The organism is Vibrio maritimus (assembly GCF_021441885.1).
Lineage (GTDB): Bacteria > Pseudomonadota > Gammaproteobacteria > Enterobacterales > Vibrionaceae > Vibrio > Vibrio maritimus_B.
This window is the reverse complement of record NZ_CP090439.1, coordinates 170,851-191,361: the sequence shown is the minus strand read 5'-3', so window position 1 is coordinate 191,361 and position 20,511 is coordinate 170,851. Positions and strand designations below refer to the sequence as shown.

General features: G+C 46.3%; 18 protein-coding genes. 6 read left to right on the top strand and 12 right to left on the bottom strand.

The features are described from left to right. Positions 1–300 precede the first annotated feature (300 nt). Positions 301–1,146: a penicillin-insensitive murein endopeptidase gene (gene mepA / locus LY387_RS17410; RefSeq protein WP_081935784.1), complete on the top strand. Its 846-nt coding sequence runs from the start codon at positions 301–303 to the stop codon at positions 1,144–1,146. 15 nt (positions 1,147–1,161) lie between these two features. Here the strand turns inward: mepA and LY387_RS17405 are convergent, their stop codons facing one another. After that, positions 1,162–1,500 (bottom strand): helix-turn-helix domain-containing protein, encoded by a 339-nt coding sequence (locus LY387_RS17405; RefSeq protein WP_042471148.1) that lies wholly within the window; start codon positions 1,498–1,500, stop codon positions 1,162–1,164. Between the two features lie 442 nt (positions 1,501–1,942). Between LY387_RS17405 and LY387_RS17400 the strand changes: the two genes are divergently transcribed. Next, positions 1,943–3,139, top strand: coding sequence for a GGDEF domain-containing protein (locus tag LY387_RS17400; protein ID WP_234497015.1), 1,197 nt, complete (start codon positions 1,943–1,945; stop codon positions 3,137–3,139). A gap of 10 nt (positions 3,140–3,149) precedes the next feature. Here LY387_RS17400 and LY387_RS17395 read toward each other — a convergent pair whose 3' ends face one another. Then, the gene (locus LY387_RS17395) at positions 3,150–3,527 is read right to left on the bottom strand and encodes a SirB2 family protein (protein WP_234497014.1); all 378 of its coding nucleotides are present in this window, start codon (positions 3,525–3,527) and stop codon (positions 3,150–3,152) included. A gap of 403 nt (positions 3,528–3,930) precedes the next feature. On the opposite strand from LY387_RS17395, the gene LY387_RS17390 reads away from it, so the two are divergent. Then, positions 3,931–5,301, top strand: coding sequence for an NAD-dependent succinate-semialdehyde dehydrogenase (locus LY387_RS17390; protein WP_234497013.1), 1,371 nt, complete (start codon positions 3,931–3,933; stop codon positions 5,299–5,301). Positions 5,302–5,377: 76 nt separating this feature from the next. On the opposite strand, the gene LY387_RS17385 is transcribed toward LY387_RS17390, so the two are convergent. Then, on the bottom strand, positions 5,378–6,367 hold the full coding sequence (locus tag LY387_RS17385; RefSeq protein WP_234497012.1) for a quinone oxidoreductase family protein: 990 nt from the start codon (positions 6,365–6,367) through the stop codon (positions 5,378–5,380). A 121-nt stretch (positions 6,368–6,488) separates the two neighbouring features. Continuing rightward, positions 6,489–7,376 (bottom strand): LysR family transcriptional regulator, encoded by an 888-nt coding sequence (locus tag LY387_RS17380; RefSeq protein WP_234497011.1) that lies wholly within the window; start codon positions 7,374–7,376, stop codon positions 6,489–6,491. 222 nt (positions 7,377–7,598) lie between these two features. Here LY387_RS17380 and LY387_RS17375 point away from each other — a divergent pair, with 222 nt between their 5' ends. Then, entirely contained in the window at positions 7,599–8,849 is a 1,251-nt protein-coding gene (locus LY387_RS17375) for a serine hydrolase domain-containing protein (protein ID WP_234497010.1), read from the top strand. A gap of 81 nt (positions 8,850–8,930) precedes the next feature. Here the strand turns inward: LY387_RS17375 and LY387_RS17370 are convergent, their stop codons facing one another. The 5 genes from LY387_RS17370 to LY387_RS17350 all read right to left on the bottom strand — a co-directional run bounded on the left by LY387_RS17370 (position 8,931) and on the right by LY387_RS17350 (position 16,518). Next, positions 8,931–11,783, bottom strand: a complete 2,853-nt coding sequence (locus LY387_RS17370; RefSeq protein WP_234497009.1) for an FAD-binding and (Fe-S)-binding domain-containing protein — start codon at positions 11,781–11,783, stop codon at positions 8,931–8,933. A 22-nt stretch (positions 11,784–11,805) separates the two neighbouring features. After that, entirely contained in the window at positions 11,806–12,471 is a 666-nt protein-coding gene (locus LY387_RS17365; protein WP_234497008.1) for a LutC/YkgG family protein, read from the bottom strand. Between the two features lie 13 nt (positions 12,472–12,484). Next, entirely contained in the window at positions 12,485–13,921 is a 1,437-nt protein-coding gene (locus LY387_RS17360) for a LutB/LldF family L-lactate oxidation iron-sulfur protein (RefSeq protein ID WP_234497007.1), read from the bottom strand. Next, positions 13,918–14,676 (bottom strand): (Fe-S)-binding protein, encoded by a 759-nt coding sequence (locus LY387_RS17355; RefSeq protein WP_234497006.1) that lies wholly within the window; start codon positions 14,674–14,676, stop codon positions 13,918–13,920. The genes LY387_RS17360 and LY387_RS17355 overlap by 4 nt, the downstream gene beginning before the upstream one ends. A 150-nt stretch (positions 14,677–14,826) precedes the next feature. After that, a complete protein-coding gene (locus LY387_RS17350; protein WP_234497005.1) occupies positions 14,827–16,518 on the bottom strand; it encodes an L-lactate permease in 1,692 nt (563 codons plus the stop codon). 168 nt (positions 16,519–16,686) lie between these two features. Here LY387_RS17350 and LY387_RS17345 point away from each other — a divergent pair, with 168 nt between their 5' ends. Continuing rightward, positions 16,687–17,586, top strand: coding sequence for a LysR family transcriptional regulator (locus LY387_RS17345; protein ID WP_234497004.1), 900 nt, complete (start codon positions 16,687–16,689; stop codon positions 17,584–17,586). A gap of 37 nt (positions 17,587–17,623) precedes the next feature. Here the strand turns inward: LY387_RS17345 and LY387_RS17340 are convergent, their stop codons facing one another. The 3 genes from LY387_RS17340 to LY387_RS17330 all read right to left on the bottom strand — a co-directional run bounded on the left by LY387_RS17340 (position 17,624) and on the right by LY387_RS17330 (position 20,143). Continuing rightward, positions 17,624–19,210: an SgrR family transcriptional regulator gene (locus tag LY387_RS17340; protein WP_234497003.1), complete on the bottom strand. Its 1,587-nt coding sequence runs from the start codon at positions 19,208–19,210 to the stop codon at positions 17,624–17,626. 32 nt (positions 19,211–19,242) lie between these two features. Further along, entirely contained in the window at positions 19,243–19,428 is a 186-nt protein-coding gene (locus tag LY387_RS17335) for a hypothetical protein (RefSeq protein ID WP_234497002.1), read from the bottom strand. A 112-nt stretch (positions 19,429–19,540) separates the two neighbouring features. After that, a complete protein-coding gene (locus LY387_RS17330; protein ID WP_234497001.1) occupies positions 19,541–20,143 on the bottom strand; it encodes a hypothetical protein in 603 nt (200 codons plus the stop codon). Positions 20,144–20,186: 43 nt separating this feature from the next. Here LY387_RS17330 and LY387_RS17325 point away from each other — a divergent pair, with 43 nt between their 5' ends. Next, positions 20,187–20,483: a DUF1496 domain-containing protein gene (locus LY387_RS17325; protein WP_128649398.1), complete on the top strand. Its 297-nt coding sequence runs from the start codon at positions 20,187–20,189 to the stop codon at positions 20,481–20,483. Positions 20,484–20,511: the final 28 nt, after the last annotated feature.

Here is a 20,511-nt window from a genome sequence, read left to right as displayed (position 1 = left end):
AAGTCAAGTCGTCATTCCCGAAAAAGGTGGCAGCCTCAAAAAAGGAATGACGACTTAGTGTGGTAGACTCAAATTGCTGTGGTTGCAACTGAGTGATTTATTTGTAGCTTGTTCTGCTTCTACCTTCAATACAATGAGTTACAAAATGTAAATGCAAGCTGATATTTGTGAAACATTTCACTTTATGTATACCGTCTTAAAAGTGCTCATCTCTAATTAATCCACAAAAACGATTAAGCAAATATGAAACTTCACAGCTATTCTTAAGCGTAGTTAACGTCCTTTTAAAGGGGATTTAAGATGACTAGGTTTGCTTGGTTGGCGCTGTTATTAGTAGCGAGCAGTGGATACGGACTGGAGCGCTCATGGGATGAAGTAACGGTGCCAAGTGACGGTGACTCTAACTCTATCGGAAGCTATGCCAATGGCTGTCTTGAAGGCGCTGAGGCTTTGTCATTAAATGGGGCGGGTTATCAAGTTATTCGTTCTCAGCGCAATCGTTATTACGGTCATCGAGACATGATTGCGTATCTTACTGAGTTAGCGAGCAAGGTTGATCGATTAGGAATTGGACATTTGCTGGTGGGAGATATTTCTATGCCGCGAGGTGGAAGGTTTACCTCTGGGCATGCTAGCCATCAGACTGGTCTCGATGCAGACATTTGGCTGCGACTACCTAATCAGCCACTCAGCGACGTTGAAGCCGCTAATCCAGAACCTTATCCAGTGGTCGATATAGAAAAATACCGCTTTAAGAAAGATAAATGGACCACGAACCACTCTTTACTGCTGCAAGTGGCAGCGAATGACGAACGAGTCGCGCGTATCTTTGTTCATCCACTTATAAAAAAGCAGTTGTGTGAGGTCTCATGGAAAGAGAGGGACTGGCTTCGCAAGGTACGCCCATGGTGGGGGCACTACTATCATTTTCACGTTAGACTGCACTGTCCAGAAGGAGAGAGCAAATGCATTGCGCAAAATGCTCCGCCACCAGGAGATGGTTGCGGGCAAGAGTTAGCGTCGTGGAAGCCTTATATCCCCGCAAAGAAAAAGCCTGCTGACAAAGTCACGAAAACGGAACCTAAAAAGAAACGTGTGTCTAAGCCGAAGTACCAGGAGTGTGTAGCGCTTCTCGCAGAGCCTTAAAAAATTCTATCTTCGCTATTGCAGCCTGTATTCGATGGTCACTTGGTTGCCATCCACACGTATGTTGGTGATGTCGCCATCCACAGTAAGGCGAGTGTTAAACACACGCTCAGAGTCTGCCGTGTAAACACTTTTCATCGAGGGTAGGTGGTGAAGAGGGTCGATATGCAGCAGCTTACAAAATCGGTCCACGAAGGTGGCGTCTAGCGGTGTGTTGCCATTAAGGCGGTTTGAAAGTTCGACTTGACTCAAATTAAGGCGTTTGGCGACTTCCATCTGAGTAATATGCATTTTTGCTTTTTGTGACATCCAGACGCGATACAAAGCCTCTGTGTCTTGTTGTGTATAGTTCATTGTTTTAACCCCTGCATAAACTGGAATTGTGCCATTCCATCTTTGTGGCGCGTATTTCATCGCAGGTTGCCGATTTTGTTGTCAAGACCTTGCAAGGCAAGTAAAGCTACTGTCCGGTATAAGACAAAAGGGCGTCAATATTTTTAACTTCATATTTCCTATTTTTAAAGCGTTTCTCATTAGATAAGAAATTATCTGAGGTAAGCAAAGCAAATAAAGCTAAGAGAAACAAAATAGTATGGCAACTTTATTCAACTAGAAACGTATCGCCTTTTTCCTATCATCATACAATTTTGTGGCAGAAAGTCAGGATTTTGGTGATTAGCTTCTCAAAAATAGTTGCTCGGCTTCTATTTATTGTCCTCTTGTATAGCATTTTACGTGAATTATAAAGTTAGCGATATAATGCTGACATAAGTACAAAGGTTGAACTAAGAATAGTATGGATACTTTTGCTGCGTTTTCTCTTGATATGAGAACGCTAAATTTTGTCATGATACTGTTTAGTATCATTTACTGTATTGGCTTATTACTGTTTTCACAGACGCAAAAATCTATCAAAGGGCTTCGCGTGTTTGCGCTCTCACTGCTCGTTATGGGAAGCGGACCTTTGCTCATAAGCATGCGAGGGGTAATACCTGATTGGGGCAGTATCGTGTTGGCTAACTCTCTGATCGCTGTTTCATTTCAAATGATCTTTCACAGTATGTGTCGCTTTCGAGGTGTCGACACTAAGTACGCGCACTATTTTTCATGGGTGATTCCAGTCGTCGTTGGACTCAATCTCTACTACACGTACGAATTTAACTCGATCAATAGTCGAGTGTTGGTGAGTGCGTTTTCCATCGGTATCGTCTCGCTCGGCGCTGCGGTCGTGGTGCTAAATGGCAAGAACAAAGACTATCCTGTTGCCGTGTGGATGATGACGGCGACGCTGGCATGTTACGGTATTTTTATGCTGTTTAGAGGCGTACATACCCTGAACGGTCCAGAGATAGTGAGTTTTATGGAGGCAGATATTGTTCAAAAGCTGGCGTTTCTATCCAGTATCTTTCTCATTGTTGCTCTGAGTTTTAGCATGCTATGGATGATTAACGCGCGGCAAGTAGAAGCGATCTATGCGTTATCCTATTTTGACCCGCTGACAAACTTGCGTAATCGCAGGGCGTTAGACAGACATACGGATTCGCTCGAAGGAACCTCTGAAAAGCTAACCAAAAAACAGTGCGTCATTATGTTAGACATTGACCGATTCAAGCTTATCAACGATCGATTTGGTCATGTCAGCGGTGACCAAGTCATCAGAAGTGTTGCTCAACAAATAAAACGAACATCTGGTGTGTCGAAGAGTATCTACCGTTATGGTGGAGACGAGTTTATCGTGGTGTTGGAGAATCAAAATCTGGCTAGAGCGCTGTCAGTGGCAGAGTCAATGCGTCAACGAGTACTCAGGTACGCTGGCATTGAAGGGATAGAGAGTGACATCAGTTGTAGTTTCGGTGTCGCTGAATCTCAAGCTGATGAGAGTTGGGACGAGCTAGTAGCAAGGGCAGACGAAGCCTTGTATCTCGCCAAGCAAAAGGGTCGTAACTGCGTTCAATCCGCCTCTCTTGAATCTCAGTGGTCGACAGCGGTGTAAGCGCACCTATTTAGCCGAACAAAAGTGGAGTGTGTGCTTTACCGATCGTAAAGATGGTTAACCAGATGCCACATGTCACTAGCATGAGTAACACTCTAATGCGTCGTTTAAGTGTCAGCTGGAACAAAAGCATCGTGCTAAAGGCGTAGACAATAAACAGGCTTAGCTTCTCTGTAAGCCAGCCATTAACGAATGGGAACTGATCTAACATGATGCAAAGTGTTCCTGCGCTGATAAGCATGAACACAGTCAGGATCTGGTGGATGACGAGTGCGAATTTGTTTTCCACCAAAGCTGAGTGACTAAAGCCCCACCAGGCTCGGATGATAAAACTGATGAAGCTGAGTAATGCCAGTGTGACATGGGTTTTGACGAGAAGCGTGTACATAAAATTCTTTTACACAGTGTTTACAACTAACAGCCGCCACCTTAGGCAATAGTCGTTTGGTATTCTTTGATGTAAATCAAGTGTTACTCCGTTGTTTCTTACTTCGTTAAATTGGTTGTAAATAACGTGACGTCAGGCAAAGGACGTGAGCAACGTAATCGACTTATCATTTTCATTTATTATCTAACACTATGATATTAGTGGATTAACTTTACCCATCTGCAATTTCAATAAAACATTTGAATAGCCATTTTGTTTTCAAATTGTTGCTTATTTGTATGATTGTTTCTTGTCGTTTTCCCCGTGTATGTTGACCAAATAATAAATAATACGCGGGCATCGAAGAGCCTGCCGAAAGGTCTCATGAAGAGATTTATCCCCCAAGTCCCTACGGAGAAACACAATGAGTATTAGAACTCTGAATCCATACACGAATCGCATTGAGAAAACCTTCGATGCTTTAGAAGATCGCCAAGTGATCGAAAAAATCGCGAATGCAGATGTTGCTTTCAGAGGATGGCGACGCACCTCGCACAGTGAGAGAGCGGCGCTTTTATCTAAGGTTGCTGACTTTCTAGAGGCGCGAGCGGAGCAGTATGCGACACTGATGACTACCGAAATGGGTAAGCTTCATGGTCAAGGTGTGGCTCTCGAGATCCCTTTGTGTGCCGAAATTTGTCGTTATTACGCTGAGCATGGTGAACGATTTCTAGCGCCTGAGCCGATTGATGAGATAGCCACTGGTCGCGCTGAAATTCAAAATCTACCTCTAGGTACGATTTACGGCGTCATGCCATGGAACTTCCCGTTCTATCAAGTCATTCGTTTCATCGCGCCAAACATCATGGTTGGCAACAGTGTCGTGTTTAAGCATGCATCCAATGTTCCGCAATGTGCCGAAGCTATCACCGCGTTATTCGAAGATGCAGGGTGTCCAAGAGGTTTGGTCCAGCATTTGTTTATTTCATCGGGTCAATCTGAACTGGTTATCTCAGACAAGCGCGTACAGGGGGTTTCTCTTACTGGCAGTGAGAAAGCAGGCGCAAGTGTCGCTGCATTGGCGGGTAAGCACCTTAAGAAAGTGGTGATGGAGCTCGGCGGCAATGACCCGTTCATCGTTTTATCCGATGCGAATGTGGATAAAGCGGTTGAACTTGCTGTCATCGCGAAAATGTTCAATTCAGGTCAAGTTTGTATTAGTGCGAAACGCTTCATTGTGGTGGATGAAGTGTATGACGAGTTCATAGACAAGTTTGCATCTGTGATGGCGAGTCTAAAAGCAGGCGACCCTATGGATGCAGATACCACTTATGCGCCTTTGGTGAGCGTGCAAGAGCGTGATGCCTTGATTGAGCAAATTAAACATGCTGTAGAGCAGGGCGCAAGGTTGGTTGTGGGAGGAAAGGCTGAAGCGTTAGAGGGGGCATGGCTCAAACCGACTATCCTGAGCGATGTGACACCTGATATGGATGTATTTGACCAAGAGCTCTTTGGACCTATTGCTGTTGTGTATCGAGTTGGCAATGATGATGCGGCTGTGCAGCTTGCCAATGATAGCTCATATGGACTCAGCTCTGCAGTGATCTCTGAGAGTTTAGAGCGAGCGCATGCGGTCGCAAACCAACTCGAGTGTGGCGCGTCCTTTATTAACACCTTCTCGATGTCAGAAGCATGCTTACCATTTGGTGGCATCAAAAATTCTGGTTTTGGGCGCGAACTTGGCCGTTTGGGTCTCGATGAGTTTGTGAATAAGAAGTTGGTGCGAGTAGCCTAGATAGATGTCAATGAGTATGCCTTTTTACGGGCATACTCATTGACTTGTGTTCGCGAGCACCGGCGTTTGCGATCACTTAGAAGTCTCGAGTAAGGACGAGTTTACCAAGCACCTTCCCACTTTCAATCATGTCATGTGCCTTGGCGGCGTCGGCTAGAGGCATCGTAGAAAATACTGGCTTAACTTTGCCCTCATCAAGAAGTCGATAGACCTCGCCCAGCGACTCTTTAACCAACTCAAAGTTACTAAAATAAGTCGCGTAGATCTCTGAATAGCTGATGGTTGGCGCTTTTGAGAAGTGTTTAATGGCTTCTGCTTGCAGGTTTGTTTCTCCTGCGCCGGCCAAGAAGCCGAAAACGACGATATGTCCCAGTGTGGCTAATACTTCGAGATCTTGAACAATGGTATCACCAGCCACAGGGTTGAAAATGTAATTTACACCTTTGCCTTCAGTGACTTTTTTAACTTCCTCAACCCAATTTCCTGTTGAGTTAAACGCAAAGTCGGCGCCTAACTTGAGTGCTTGGCTTACTTTTTCATCTTTACGATCAAGGGCGATGACTTTCAGTCCCGCTTCTTTTGCTAACTGGATCAGCGCTGTACCGACGCCGCCAGTAGAGGCGTAGATAAGCGCAAACTTACCTTTCTGTGCTCGAACCACATTGTGCAGCATGTGGTAGGCTGTGAAGTAGGTGACAGGCATCGCGCCTGCTTCAATCAAATCGGTACCTTCCGATAACGGCACCAACTTATCTGCGTCTACAGCGGTGTACTCGGCATACATAGAGGCGCCGATTGGGCCTAGAAATGCAACTTTTTGCCCCTTGTTTAGCGCTGTACCGTTCGCATCTACAACGATACCGCTTCCTTCGACACCGGAGATAAAAGGCAGATTCGGCATCATGCCTGGAGGCATATTACCTTCTCGAATGATTGTGTCGATAAAGTTTACCGGCGCTGCTTTAACCTGCACTAACACTTGACCTGGTTGCAGCTTTGGTTGGTTGAGTTCTTTATAGTTCAGAACGTCACTACCACCTGTTTGCTCAATCACAACCGCTTTCATCTTTCTCTCCTTCCCGACCTAGTGTCGATGTTTTGAATTATGCTTCGAGAGAGATAATAGTGGTTGTGATGACATTAAAAAATCCGCAATTTGGGATAACACAATCCCAAAAATGAGATTGTTAGCTCAGAGCTTCGTCTCGCTGTTTAATGTAGTTCACAAGTTGTTTGATCTGACTTTGTGCATGTCGACGACCGAGATAGTAAGCGTACATCACGCGAGTTCGAGCTTTCAACCCGTCTACCTCTAGCTGAATGAGCTTGTCGTTTTTAAGCATCGAAGTTGGGAGCATCGCAGCATACTGCCCGCCTAATGCCGCATGATGAGCCAGACCTAAGTCATCAACCACGAGCCCCTGTTTCACGGCTATAGAGATGTCCTCTCGATTGCTATTCGTAAACATCCAGGAGAGCGCTGGTCGGGCGACGACGCAAGGCAGAGACTGCAGGGTATCCATACTAATCTTCGAATCGGTAATGCCAAATTTCTCCATAAGCGCTGGATGAGCGCAGACGGTGTAGGGGATGTCCCAAAGCTTTTGCGCAATGGCTGAAGAATCGACAAGGGGACCGACCCTGAAGGCGAGGTCGATCTCGTGTTTTATTAAGTCCTTATTGCTGTTTGACATGGCGAGATCGAGCTGAAGTTCTGGGTGAAGGCTTGCAAAATCGATGAGCCAGGCACCGAGAAAGTCAATACCGGCTCGAACTGGCATTGAGACTGACAGTTTGCCCTTAAACTCAACTTCCGCATCGACAGCGAGACTAATAGAACGTTGAATCGCGCCAAACTGGATTGCACAGTCATCATAAAGCTCTTGTCCACGGGAAGACACTTTGACCTCTCGAGTGGTGCGGTGCAGCAGTGTCAAGCCAAGTGCATTTTCGAGAGCCTCGATTCGTCGGCTTACTGTACTGTGGGGGATGCTGAGGGCCTCTGCGGCTTGCTTCATACTCCCAGTCTCAACGACTTTACAAAAGATATTTAGATCATCAAACACGCGCTTCATTTACGTTATCTCTAGATTCTCAAACGATACGATTATTTCAATTATAGGATTATAAAGCTCATGGCTTGGACTGTCGTGAACTAAAGTAATTCTACCTTTGTAGCGGCAGCGAACGCGTATATAAAACCTATTAGCAGTACTAATAGGCACTCATTTAAGCTCAGAAGGACATCCCTCTATACTCTCTCGCATTCCTGCTCCAACTTGTTTATAGGTACACTTATGAAAAAGACGCTAATCTCATTAACACTTGCTACTTTGATGACTTCGGGCTTGGCAAGCGCAATGCCATCAGAAGGAAAAGTTCGCGCAGACATGGGCATTACAGAATCTAACCTTCTGGCCGCTGACCAAAACCGTTACACCTACAAAAACATGCAAGAGTTTATGAAAACCAAAAACATTGACTCAGGTGTTATGGCTCCAATTTTACTAGAGCAAGCCGACAAACCATTAGGCGATGTAGATTTCACTTACGATGGCAAAAAGATGAACTTACAAGACATGCTTAAAGATCATCGTGCTGACGCATTTATCGTGCTTAAAGACGGTAAGGTGGTCCATGAGCAGTATTTTGATGGTCAGAATGAGCGCACCAAGCATCAGATGATGAGTGTCACAAAGTCATTCACAGGCATCTTAGCAGCGACGCTGGTTGCCGAAGGTAAACTGGACCGCGATGCCTTGGTTGAAACTATTGTTCCTGAGTTGAAAGGCTCAGCTTACGGTGATGCCACGGTTGGACAAGTGATGGATATGACCAACAACGTGAAGTATTCAGAAGCGTACGAGAATCCAAACGCAGAAGTGTTCCAGCACATGAAAACTATCGGTTTTGCGCCGATGGAAGAAGGTTATGCTGGTCCTAAGACCATTCGAGATTTCCTAATAACGCTTGAGAAAGACGGTGATCGTCCTCACGGCGAAGAGTTTCACTACATTTCAGCTAACACAGATGTGGTTGCTTGGATCATTGAAAACGTAGAGGGAAAATCATTTGATCAAATTATGTCTGAGCGTATTTGGTCAAAGATTGGTGCTGAACGTGACGCCTTTGTTATCGTTGATGGAGAAGGTACCGAACTGGCTTCTGGCGGTCTAAACGCAACAGCTCGCGATTTGGCGAAGTTTGGACAAATGCTCGCTGACCAAGGTAAAAACCTCAATGGTGAGCAGGTGCTTCCGGCTAAAGCGATTCAATCAACACAAGCGGGTGGTGCACCAGAAGCGTTCGAGAAAGGCGGCTATAGCCACCATGGCATGACAGGTTGGAGCTATCGTAACCAATTCTGGCACACAGATAATGCCAATCAGGCATACACAGCACTGGGTATCTTTGGTCAGTGGATCTATGTTGACCCAACGGAGAATGTTGTGATTGTCCGTCAATCTAGTGCTGAAGCGTCTATTGACGATATTCGTGACGCAGAAATGGTAAGCGCAGTGAACGCGATTATCGAAAAGCTAAAATAAACAGCGTGTTAATAAAAATGGCAAGCCGGTTGGCTTGCCATTTTCTGTTTATGCGGAGGACATTATACCTATAGCCAAACTTTACCTTTTGATTGGCGAAGACACCTGATCAACGAGATAGAGTATCGATTGATATGGCACGCCACTGTGGTGAGATAAACCTATTTCACAGGTGATACTGTTACTGAAGCCGCGAGTGCAATCGGCTGGAACCTGATCCTTGAGGGGGGCGACAGCTGCTTCGTTAAGTTCGGGGGTAGTGAAGCCCTTGTCGCCTGCCCAACCACAACACTGAATGTGTTCAGGTAATACAACCTTGGTCGCACATGCTTTGGCTAATTGGAGCATTGTCGACTCGAGCCCCATTCGTCTCGAACTGCAGGTAACATGCAGCATTACCGTTTCTTCAACAGGTGTTAGCTCGAGCTCGTCAATTAAGTAGTTAGATACAAACTTCACTGGCTCAACGATGGTTATCGGCTTGGTGAACTGCTCGATACTACGTTTGGCACATGGACTGGTGTCCATAAGGACAGGGTATTTGCCCTGCTCAGACGCTTCCCAAAGTGCTTGTTCTAATTGCTCGCTTTTCTTAGTCGCGATATCCGTCATGCCTTTGCTGTCATAAGGCATACCACAACATTGATCACTGAGTGATTTAGGTGTGATGAGCGAATATCCTGCTTTTTCTATGAGTGACATAGTCACCTCGCCGAGAGAGCGTTGGTCAAATGCATTCGGCTGAGTGTTCATATTTCGGCTGGCGCAAGAAGGGAGGTAGACGACCTTTTTATCGCTGGTGTTAACGCCATTTTGAACCTCTGGTACATCGAACTTGGCGCCGCCTGGAGTTTCTGGTAACCACGCCGGTGTGGCTTGCTTGGTGACTTTTCTCATCCCGTCTGCGAGTTTAGCAACGCGATCTCTTCCCAGAATATTGGATGCAACCGTACCGCTTTTGAGACCAAATCGAGCGATGGTGGTAGTGGCGCTAAAGTGATCAGCGGTCCATTTCGCTATCGGTCTAAACTTCTTGTATTTTGGTCCACGGAGTTTTTTCACCAGTTCGCCTGTATTAATACCAACTGGGCAACGGTCGGCGCAGAGACCCGTGGCGGCACAGGTATCAATTCCTTGGTACTCAAATACCTGTTCAAGCTCACTTGCTTCTACATCTTCGCCCGCAGCCTTGCGTCGTTGTAACTCTCGGAATAGCACGATACGCTGCCTTGGTGTGAGCGTCAGAGTTCTTGATGGGCAGACAGGTTCACAGAACCCACACTCGATGCAGCGATTGACGATGTCGTCTGCTGCTGGCATCGGTTTAAGGTTTTCGATGTGAGAGTTTGGGTTCTCGTTAATAATAACACCCGGATTGAGCAAACCTTCAGGGTCGAACAGCGCCTTGATTTGCTGCATAAGCGTATAGCCTTCTTGACCCCATTCAAGCTCTACATAGGGTGCCATATTACGTCCAGTACCATGCTCGGCTTTCAGCGAGCCTTGATACTTAACCGCGACGAGGTCGGCGACATCATCCATAAACCCGCCATAGCGTTCGATCTCTTGCTGGCTCTCGAACCCCTGAGTAAACACAAAGTGAAGGTTGCCTTCGAGCGCGTGACCAAAGATGATCGCTTCGTCGTAATGATACTTGTCGAATAGCTCTTGCAGATCTCGTACCCCTGACGCCAAATTTTCTACGGGGAAAGCGACGTCTTCAATGATAACCGTGGTACCTACCTCACGAACAGCTCCCACTGCCGGGAACATACCTTTACGAATGCCCCATAAGGTTGCGACTGTCGCTGGATCGAGAGTAAACGGGACGGATTCTATGATGGTGTAGTCATTTAGCGCTGTCATCACCGCATTGGTATGATCATCGAGCGTGTGTTTGCACGATGCGTGCACCTCAACCAGCAGCGCTGTGGCTTCAAGATCAAGCGTTTTGATAAAGCTTGGCATACCCGGTTTGTCGGCAACGGAGCGAAGTGCGCGTCCGTCCATCATTTCGACCGCAGCTACAGGGGTTTTCGCAATCGTAGCGACGGCTTTACTGGCTTCTTCGATATCAGAGAACACCAAGAGTGTAGAGGCTTTGTATTTGTGCTCAACAACCGTGTTATAGGTGATTTCAGCGATAAAGCCCAACGTTCCTTCAGAGCCAATCATGAGGTGCTCAAGTACCTCAATGGGATCGCTGTAATCAACAAGTGCATTAAGTGCATAGCCCGTCGTATTCTTAAGACGATATTTATGGGCAATTTTGTCGGCTAGGTCTTGGTTCGCTTTGGTTTCTTGTGCAAGTTGAGTGAGACCTTCAATAAACTCAGGTCGCTCAGATTTAAAACGCTCCACACTTGCTTTGTCGCCAGTATCTAAAATCGTTCCATCAGAGAATACCAGCTTCATGCACTCAACGGTTTTATAGGAGTTTTGCGCCGTACCGCAGCACATGCCACTGGCGTTGTTAGCCGCGATGCCGCCTATTTTACAGGTATTGATTGATGCTGGATCTGGACCGATTTTTCGTTGATAGGGAAGTAAGTATTTGTTCGCATCTGCCCCGATGACGCCAGGCTGAAGTCGGATCTTCTCGCCCTCATCTAGGATGGAGTGCCCGCGCCAGTCATCGGTTAAAGCAATCAGCACAGAGTCCGACACCGCTTGACCCGAGAGGCTGGTACCAGCGGCGCGGAAAGTAAATGGAATGAGGTGTTCGCGACAACATTGAATGGCAAACACAACCTCATCGAGATCCTTCAATCTAAGTACAATTTGAGGGATCAAGCGATAGAAGCTAGCGTCGGTACCATAGGCTAAACGCTCAGCTTCCCCAGTGATGATTCGTTGTTCATTAATTCGTGTTGCGAGCTGCTGTCTCAATGCGTCGTAGTTGAGATTACGCTTGGGCTTGTTCTCGTTGCTCATTCCAGTGTCCTTTTTAATTTTTTTATTCGTCTTCCAATAGCACTACGATCAGTTGGCTTGGTCCGTGGGCACCGTATGCTAGGGTTTGTTGGATATCCGCAGTTTTAGAAGGTCCCGAAATCAATAGGGCGTTGGTCGGCATGTAGTGATTCCAGTTGTTATCTTGCATGACTTGCAGGAAGTGTCCGTAAAGCGCTGATTTCTTGACAATAGCAATATGGCTCGGCGGTACAAGAGACAAGGTTCTCGGCTCATGTTCGTTTGGCCATAAGATTAATGCCCCCGTGTCGGCAATGCCGCCAAGGGTGTGAGTAATACCCACATCAATCTGATTGAAAAGCTCAGATTTCCACTGCTCGATACTTTCATTAAATGCGGTGACTTGTTTCGAGCTCGAGGCCACTTCTATATCGTTGATATATTCACCAGCGGTACCGATAGCGATACGTTCAAACTCATAGTGATTGATGATGCTTGTCAGCATTGATGTGAGCTCGGAGCGAGTCGTCTTGCGAACATCAGCATGGTTAGCCGACATCATCTCTACAAAACGCTCTGCTTTGTCTTCTTGAGTAATCGATGGATGGCTACCCCATGGGAAAAAAGCCATCTCCTCAGCGGTCTTGGGTGTGCGTTTAGCCTGTTTGAGGCGTCCTAGAATATTGTCTTTTGCAAGTCGGGTATTCATGTCGGTTTCCTCATTACTTCTTAGAAGCGTTAGCTTTGTGTTTCTGTTTCATAATTTGATGCAAGGTTTTATCCGCAGGCTTGGGGCTCGTTCTGCACTGAGTCCAAGCACCGAGCTTGTTAGGGATTAGGTTTTGCATTTTGGTCGCCATGAATGTTCCGGCGTGATACAGACTTGGAGAGCTAGCCGCTAGGGCATAACCCTTCATCGCCGCAGTCTCAAGCTTACTGTTAGCTGCGTTTTGTCCCTCTAGCGCTGGTACATCTTTATTCGCTTTGTTCTTCGCTTCTTTTCGAAGGCGCAATAGCATGTCTGGGATCGGAATACGAACAGGGCAAACCTCACCGCAGGCGCCGCACAAACTTGAAGCAGTCACTAGATCCTTGGTTTTGTCGATACCAAGAAGGTGAGGTGAGATAATTTTACCGATTGGACCTGGGTAGACAGTGCCGTAGGCGTGACCACCAATTTTGGTATAAACCGGGCAGTGGTTCATACATGCACCGCAACGAATGCATTGCAGCGTCTTACGCAGCTCTTCATCTCTATAGGCTTGACTTCGGCCGTTATCGAGAAGGATAAGGTGCACTTCTTGCGGACCGTCTTTCTCTCCCGATTTACGCGGGGAGCTGATCATATTGAAGTAGGTGGTAATCGCTTGTCCGGTCGCTGAACGGGTGAGGGCACTGTATAGCGGTGGAACGTCCGAGAGAAATTCGACAACCTTTTCAATACCCGTTATCGCGATATGCACATTGGGCACTGTCGTCGACATCCGCCCATTGCCTTCGTTTTCTACCAGGCACAGAGTTCCAGTTTCAGCGACGGCAAAGTTGACGCCTGACAGACCAATATCAGCTTCAAAGAACTTTTGTCTTAGGCGTGTACGACCGGTTTGGATCAGGCTGTCGACATCTGTTGTTGGTTTGAAACCATCAAGGTGCTGTTCGAAGGTGTCACTGACTTCCTGCTTATTCTTGTGAATCGCTGGCATGATGATGTGAGAAGGTTTGTCGCCGTCGAGTTGAACGATGTATTCGCCCATATCACTCTCTAGGCATTCAATACCGAGCTTGGCCATCTCATGGTTCATCTCGATCTCTTCGCTAACCATGGATTTGCCTTTGATGATTTGCTTGGCGTCGTGCTCATTAGCAATAGCGGCAATCATGGCGTTCGCTTGTTCAGGGTTTTCAGCCCAATGAACTTGGATACCATTTTTGTAGCAGTTGAACTCTAATTGCTCGAGAAGTTCTGGCAGCTTACTCAGGCAGCGCTGGCGAATCGATTCGGCAAGATCTCTTATCTGCTTTTCTTCGTTAGCGTCACTAAACGCTGTCTTACGCTTATCACGCAGATAATCCATGGCACCACGAAAGTTTGCTCTTAGCTGTTTGTCACCTAGGGCGTTTTTGGCGAGCTGGTGGAATTGTTCAGGAGTTTGACTCATTGTGTGCTCTCCTGTGTTCGTTCAAGAAGAAATGAGGCAAGGTGACGCCCTTTGATTGGCTTTCCTTGATATTCAAACGCACCATTGATGTTCAGAAGACATCCCCAGTCTGCACTCACCAGTGTATCGGATTGGGTCGCTTCAATATGGTGAGTTTTGTCTTTGACCATCGCTTCGGAGATATTAGGGTGGCGTACAGAGAAACTACCACCAAAGCCACAACACTCGCTTTCGTAGTCTTGCATACGAAGCTCAACATTGGAGAGTTGACCAAGCAGTTCAGTGGCAGTGACGTGGACATTCATCTCACGTCTTGCAGCGCATGAAGTATGCATAACAACGCTTGTAGGTTGACCTTTGTCATCGAGTTTGACGCGACAGACGTTAACAAGAAACTCGGTTAACTCAAATACACGGTCACAGAATTTATCGACTTGAGCTTGATTGCTGTCTCCCTTAAACAGGCGACGATAATGATGATGCATCATGCCGCCACACGAGCCTGATAAAACAATAATTGGATACTCTTCAGGGAACAGATCCATCTGGCTTTGTGCGACCTGTTTTGCTTCTGATTCATAACCTGACGTGTAGGCAGGTTGTCCACAACAAGTTTGTTTTTCGACAAACACAACGTCAATGCCTTGTTGCTCTAAAAGGGTCATGGCGTCTAAGCCTGCTTCAGGGTCAAATACGTCTACTAAGCAGGTGGCATAGAAGTAGACCTTGCTCGGTTTTGAGGGATAGATTCGCATTGTATTGCTCCAGCACTAGACCCATTTATATGGGTTCATATTTTTATATAGACTAGTTGTAAGGTTATGAAAAATAAGCGCACTTACCTTCTTGAAGTTATTCACAACTTTGCCGACAGTCGGCAAGTGCGCCTTTGACTTAAACCTAAATCAGTTCATGAGTGCGTCGGTAAAATGGAAACCGTACACCAGTGCAAGTCCGATAAGGCCAGTGACAACTAGATAGTAGAACGTAGGGATAATGGTTTTTCTCAATGTCAGACCTTCACGGCCAAGTAGACCAACGGTGGCAGAGGCTGCGACCACATTGTGGATGGCAATCATGTTACCAGCAGCGGCCCCAACGGCTTGCAGGGCAATGACTGCGGTTGTTGAGATAGTGAGCGTTTGAGCAACCTCAAATTGGAATTGACTAAACATCATGTTCGATACGGTGTTCGAGCCTGCGATAAATGCACCGAGCGCACCGATAGTGGCACTCAACGCCGGGAAGGCTTCTCCAACTAAAGCTGAAGCAAAGTTGGCGGTCGTAACAGGCATGCTCGCAAGGTCAGCGCCGTTGACGCCAGAGTTAATGAAAATGCGAACCATAGGGATAGTGAACACAAGTACAAAGCCAGCACCAATTAAGGTTTTGCTTGATTCGCCAAATGCCGCCATTAATGGTTTGGCAGATCGTGATTGGATGATGACAGCAAGTAGAGCAACAAAGACTAATATTCCACCTGGTAGATACAGGGGTTGAATGGCAGTGCTAATACCCGTTTCACCAAGAATATTACTAAATGACAGGCTTACACTGGTCAGGAAGCCCTTGAATTCGCTGCTCACGCGACTTGCTACCAGAATGACAGCCAGTAGAACGTACGGTAGCCAAGCAATCGCCATTGACATCGGTTTACCAGAGTGCTCTTTAAGGTCCATTTTAAGTGAGCCAAGCCACTCTGCTGGCCACTTTTCTTCGCTTTCAAAATCCCACTTAGACTTAGGCACTAGAAAGCCACGCTTAGCTGCACTTACGACGATCGCAAGACCTACCAGACCACCAATCAATGAAGGGAACTCTGGGCCAAGAAGAACACCTGTTAATGCGTACGGGACGGTGAAAGCTACGCCCGCGAAGAGTGCGAATGGAAGAATATCGAGGCCTTCTGTCCAACTGCGGTTTTTACCAAAGAAGCGAGTGAGCATCATTGCCATCAGAACTGGCATCAGGGTACCAACACAGGCATGAATAATGGCAACGTTCGAAGTGATTTGCTGAAGATAAATGTCCCATGATGCACCTTGGGAAACCAGCGACTCACTGATGTTGTGTGTATCTAGGCCTTTGTTTACGCCAACAATAATTGGAGTACCAACCGCACCAAATGACACAGGCGTTGATTGAATCATCATACCCATTAGAACAGCGGCAAGAGCTGGGAAACCAATGGCGACGAGTAAAGGGGCTGCGATCGCCGCTGGCGTCCCGAACCCAGAAGCACCCTCAATGAATGAGCCGAAGCACCATGCAATGATGATGGCTTGAACGCGGCGGTCTGGCGAGATATCAGTAAATCCATTGCGGATCGTTGTGATTGCACCAGTATGTTTAAGCGTGTTGAGTAGGAAAATCGCACCGAACACAATCCATAGTACGGCGACGGTAATTCCAAAGCCCTGGAAAATAGAGGCGATAACACGTGTGACAGACATGTCCCACGTAAACAGTGCAATAACGACGGTGAGGCCAAATGCTACTGGCATGGCTTTTTTAGCAGGCCAGTTCAATCCGACTAACAGAATGGCAGCGACCACAATGGGTGAGAAGGCCACGAGGGCAAGTAAGGTTTCAGACATGAGTTACTTCCTTTTGTCTCAGCTCATTCACTCCAACCATGTGAACGGGCAAAGTAGTCTTTATAGTTTTTGTAATAGGGTTGTTAAGGTGGGGTGAATTTATCCCTTTATTTTTTATTGATATAGAGAAATAATGAAAATGATTATTTCCAAAAATGACATAATACTATGCGAGCAGACGACTTAATCCTGTTTTATCAGGTAGTAGAAACCGGTGCATTTAGCCGAGTGGCAGAGCAAAATAACCTTACAAATTCGGTAGTTAGCAAAAGAATTGCACGGCTGGAGGAAGAGCTTGGGGTTCAATTATTATATCGAACAACGCGTAAATTAACCTTGACTGAGGCGGGTAAGGCACTCGTCCATGGGGCTAAAAATGTGAAGCAAGCCACTCAGGAGGCTATGGAATCAGTTTCAGGTTATGGAGAAAATATCAGCGGTCATATCAAAATGTCTGTGCCGACTATCTCAGGAGATTTGATACTTGCCGATGCGGTCGCGGAGTTTTGTAACATGCATCCAGGTCTATCTGTCGATATGTCACTTGATAATCGCTTTGTGGACCTGTTTGATGGTGGTTATGATCTGGTCATTCGAACTGGCTATTTGGAGGACTCCAGTTTAATCGCAAGACACATCCTGGATTCACAGTGGGTAGTGTGCGCTTCACCATCTTATATCGCCAAAAACAGTAAACCTCTAAAACCTGAAGACCTTACCAAACACAATTGCCTTCAATACGCTTATCAAACAACCGGAGCGTCAGAGTGGGAGTTTAAAGGCGCGAAGGGGAACTATATCGTCAAAGTCTCGGGCTCCTTCTCAACCGATAATGCAACGGCATTGAGGAAGGCAGCATTAGGTGGCCACGGTATCGCTTATGTCCCAAGGTGTCTGGTTTATCACGATTTTAGAAATGGTCAGCTCGTCGATATTTTCCCTGATCAAGTGGGCAAACGGCTTGGTATCTATGCCGTATATCCCTTTACTCGCCAACCACCTAACAAGGTTCGATTATTGATAGAGCATATCCGAACGCGATATTTGGCAATATCGCACTACTTTTGATGGGTATTGGTACGAGTTATTAAAGTGGTCAGTCTGTCTAAGTTTTCGCTTTAATCCAAAGCTGAGCAAAGTCACACCAGCCAATTGAATTAATTTCTACACCCCGAATTCTTGATGGTAGAGTCAAGGTTAAGTCTTCGGACTTGATGATAGCGAGGATGTTGTCCTGATAAAGCCAAAGCAATAGTCTATCCAAGAGTGTTTCACGCTTTCTTGCGTCAGTAGTTGCCCGGCACACTGAAAGTAATTGCCTGAGTTTGTCCTGTTGTTTCCAAGTGAGCGCTTTATCCCAGTATGGGTAAAGTTTGAAAAAAGCAAACAAGCTGGTAGCGCGATCGCCTTCTAATCGAATGCCGCCAATTGCTAAAGATTGGTTTGCTGCTGGATGACCGTAGACGACTTGAGTTCCGATACCTTCAATTCCGCCAAGCGATAGCCCTTGATGTAATTTAGTGGCAAAAGCCCTGTTTTCGTTGTTGTTTTCAAAACTGAATGTCAAAGGGGCTGGGCATTCTAAGTGAATGGCTTGCTCACTCGAAAACAGAGCTTCTAATTGATGTTTGAAGCTAGAGGTCTGCAACTCTCGATGATTGAGCAAAAGGAAAAAGTAGCCAATATCTGCGGTAGATGCAGTGTAGGTATCTTCTTCTTCGTTGAGGAAGAAGAAATTTTCGGCGCACTTTTTATCCGCAGCCCAGTCTTCATGTATCCAAAGCTCGATGTGTTGTACCAGCGCAGTTTTCCCAGAGAACTCGTTGTTCCTTGTTAGGCGCAGCAATTTATCGGAGTTGACCTCGACGAAGAACGGGCCCGAACCAATAGGTCGGAAGCTACTTTCTGTTCTGTGTACCATGCCCTTGGGCATTATTGAGGCTTCTGAGCGGGACAGCAGGGTTAGAAAGTTTGGGTCGGATTGGTTTAGCTGAATCTCAAGTTGATGTGGAGCATGAGCAATAAACGTCTCGATATGATCATAGAGTCGACCCCAGTATTCCGATTGCCCCAATCCTCTCAGACTTTCGATAACATCCGCAGAGGTTATTGGTGTTTGATCGTGAAACGTTGCACCAGAGCGAAGATAGAAGTGCCATTTGGTGTAGTCTGAATTCGCTTCCCACTCATGGGCAAGGTTTTCAACGGTGTCCTCGCCCTGCGAAGTAACTAAGGTCTGGTATACCTCATGAATTAAATGGCGTTCAGTTCGCTCCATCGCATGATGAGGGTGCAACCAGCTTAAGCGTCGGTGAAAAGGTGCGTGAATTGTGTTTTCACTCACCGTCGTAGTGTGAGTGAGGTACTGCTTGAGTGCAGCGGCCACATTACGATCGTTAAAACCAATCAACTTGTGGGCGATATCGTATTTACCTTGCTCTGTTGCTAGATCTACTTCTCGGTAGCATGCTTCCAGAGGCTCCAAGATACACGTAAGTTCTCCTCGTAATCCACGTCCTCTCGCGGGTAGCCAAGTCAGCCATCCACGTTCTGACATTTGCTTGAGCAAAGTACGCGCATGTCGGTCACTGCAGTTGAGACTTTCAGCGATGGCGCTCAAGGTTATTGGGTGCGTGCCGGGCCCTAGGCGCTTAAAGAGGTTTTCATACAGTTCGAGTTTGCGTTTATTCATGAGTGTTTTGGTATAACTCAATTGTTCCTATTTTATTGTTGCTCTGACTCTTCATTTTTTATGCTTAACCCCCAAAATGCGTCAGTCTCGAACAGTTCATTCAATCGTTCTGCACGCTCGACTGGAGAGAGATAAAACAATCTTGAAAGCAGAGTGTCTCTTGATTCGTATTTATAGGTGGATTGGAAGTAGTTTGCAACGTAGTTGAAAAAAGCCATGTGATGTTCCCTCTGTGTAGGTAGTAGGGAGAGAATACAGCGCGGCAAAAAAAGAAAACCGGAACAGTTTTTGAAACTGTTCCGGTTTTCGTCAAACATGGCGGAGGTCGGCTTAACGTGCGACAGCACCACCTAGGTCGAGATTCTCGGGCCACTCTGTGATGACGTTGCCCCCGAGAAATATGTTTCCTTTCACTGTCATGGTTTTGGGGAAGCGAGTGACGTTAGAACCACCTAAGTAGAGGTTTCCCTCAACTACGATGCCTTCAGGAAGCTCTGTTATCGGAGTTCGAATGATGCTCAAATCGCCTTTCACAACCATGCCATTGGGTAATTTTTCAATGGGTGTGTCGCCAAGGTTAATATAGCCTCCAGGAATGACTCCTTGTGGCCAAGCTTTGAGTTTGCTTCCCAAAAAGTTGGCGTAACCTGTGATTTTAGTTCCTCTTGGCATGAATTCCACTAAACTATCTGAGGCATCTAGGCTACCTTTGATTTCCAAGTTGTTTGGCAAAATTTTTATTGGTGTTTTGGCGATATTGAGGTTGCCTTTGACCACCATACCATCAGGCAATGATGTGTATGGCTTATTTCTTAAATCGAGATTGCCGTAGTTATCAAGATGATTGAGCGTTTTGTAGTAGTCGAGTTCAATCGCAGACAGGCTTGTCGAAAGCAAAAGTGTGGTCAACAGAGTGGCAAAAGATCGAAGCATGATGATAGAAATTCGTTTCAGTAGATACGTTAGGTAGTTTGCAATGGATAGAATAAATTCACAATGGAAATCCGCGCAGGTTGTGATAGTAGCCTTGAGTGGATTGTTGGTAAGTGGTACTGCTTTCGCGAAAGTCATTACGACACCTGGGGCTGATGTTGGTGCGGCTGTGTTACTTTCTGACTCAAAGCTGGGAAAAAGGGTTTGCTATTACAATGACAAAGCTTACTCGCTAGGATCAGTGATTAACGTAGAGGGTGTGGTACTTCAATGTGTCGAGGAGCAAGACTTTGAAATGAATGGTCAGTTGAAGTGGAAGGCACTAAAAAGCGAGCAATGATGCTCGCTTTACAAAAACTTTAGTGAAC

What these genes read in the sequence shown, in the direction of transcription:
- LY387_RS17350 (WP_234497005.1), bottom strand. Translation starts at nt 16,518, where the DNA reads ATGTCTGAAACCTTACTTGCCCTCGTGGCCTTCTCACCCATTGTGGTC.
- LY387_RS17355 (WP_234497006.1), bottom strand. Translation starts at nt 14,676, where the DNA reads ATGCGAATCTATCCCTCAAAACCGAGCAAGGTCTACTTCTATGCCACC.
- LY387_RS17340 (WP_234497003.1), bottom strand. Translation starts at nt 19,210, where the DNA reads ATGAATAAACGCAAACTCGAACTGTATGAAAACCTCTTTAAGCGCCTA.
- LY387_RS17390 (WP_234497013.1), top strand. Translation starts at nt 3,931, where the DNA reads ATGAGTATTAGAACTCTGAATCCATACACGAATCGCATTGAGAAAACC.
- LY387_RS17330 (WP_234497001.1), bottom strand. Translation starts at nt 20,143, where the DNA reads ATGCTTCGATCTTTTGCCACTCTGTTGACCACACTTTTGCTTTCGACA.
- LY387_RS17360 (WP_234497007.1), bottom strand. Translation starts at nt 13,921, where the DNA reads ATGAGTCAAACTCCTGAACAATTCCACCAGCTCGCCAAAAACGCCCTA.
- LY387_RS17405 (WP_042471148.1), bottom strand. Translation starts at nt 1,500, where the DNA reads ATGAACTATACACAACAAGACACAGAGGCTTTGTATCGCGTCTGGATG.
- LY387_RS17375 (WP_234497010.1), top strand. Translation starts at nt 7,599, where the DNA reads ATGAAAAAGACGCTAATCTCATTAACACTTGCTACTTTGATGACTTCG.
- LY387_RS17345 (WP_234497004.1), top strand. Translation starts at nt 16,687, where the DNA reads ATGCGAGCAGACGACTTAATCCTGTTTTATCAGGTAGTAGAAACCGGT.
- LY387_RS17325 (WP_128649398.1), top strand. Translation starts at nt 20,187, where the DNA reads ATGGATAGAATAAATTCACAATGGAAATCCGCGCAGGTTGTGATAGTA.
- LY387_RS17370 (WP_234497009.1), bottom strand. Translation starts at nt 11,783, where the DNA reads ATGAGCAACGAGAACAAGCCCAAGCGTAATCTCAACTACGACGCATTG.
- LY387_RS17380 (WP_234497011.1), bottom strand. Translation starts at nt 7,376, where the DNA reads ATGAAGCGCGTGTTTGATGATCTAAATATCTTTTGTAAAGTCGTTGAG.
- LY387_RS17385 (WP_234497012.1), bottom strand. Translation starts at nt 6,367, where the DNA reads ATGAAAGCGGTTGTGATTGAGCAAACAGGTGGTAGTGACGTTCTGAAC.
- LY387_RS17365 (WP_234497008.1), bottom strand. Translation starts at nt 12,471, where the DNA reads ATGAATACCCGACTTGCAAAAGACAATATTCTAGGACGCCTCAAACAG.
- LY387_RS17395 (WP_234497014.1), bottom strand. Translation starts at nt 3,527, where the DNA reads ATGTACACGCTTCTCGTCAAAACCCATGTCACACTGGCATTACTCAGC.
- LY387_RS17400 (WP_234497015.1), top strand. Translation starts at nt 1,943, where the DNA reads ATGGATACTTTTGCTGCGTTTTCTCTTGATATGAGAACGCTAAATTTT.
- LY387_RS17335 (WP_234497002.1), bottom strand. Translation starts at nt 19,428, where the DNA reads ATGGCTTTTTTCAACTACGTTGCAAACTACTTCCAATCCACCTATAAA.
- mepA (WP_081935784.1), top strand. Translation starts at nt 301, where the DNA reads ATGACTAGGTTTGCTTGGTTGGCGCTGTTATTAGTAGCGAGCAGTGGA.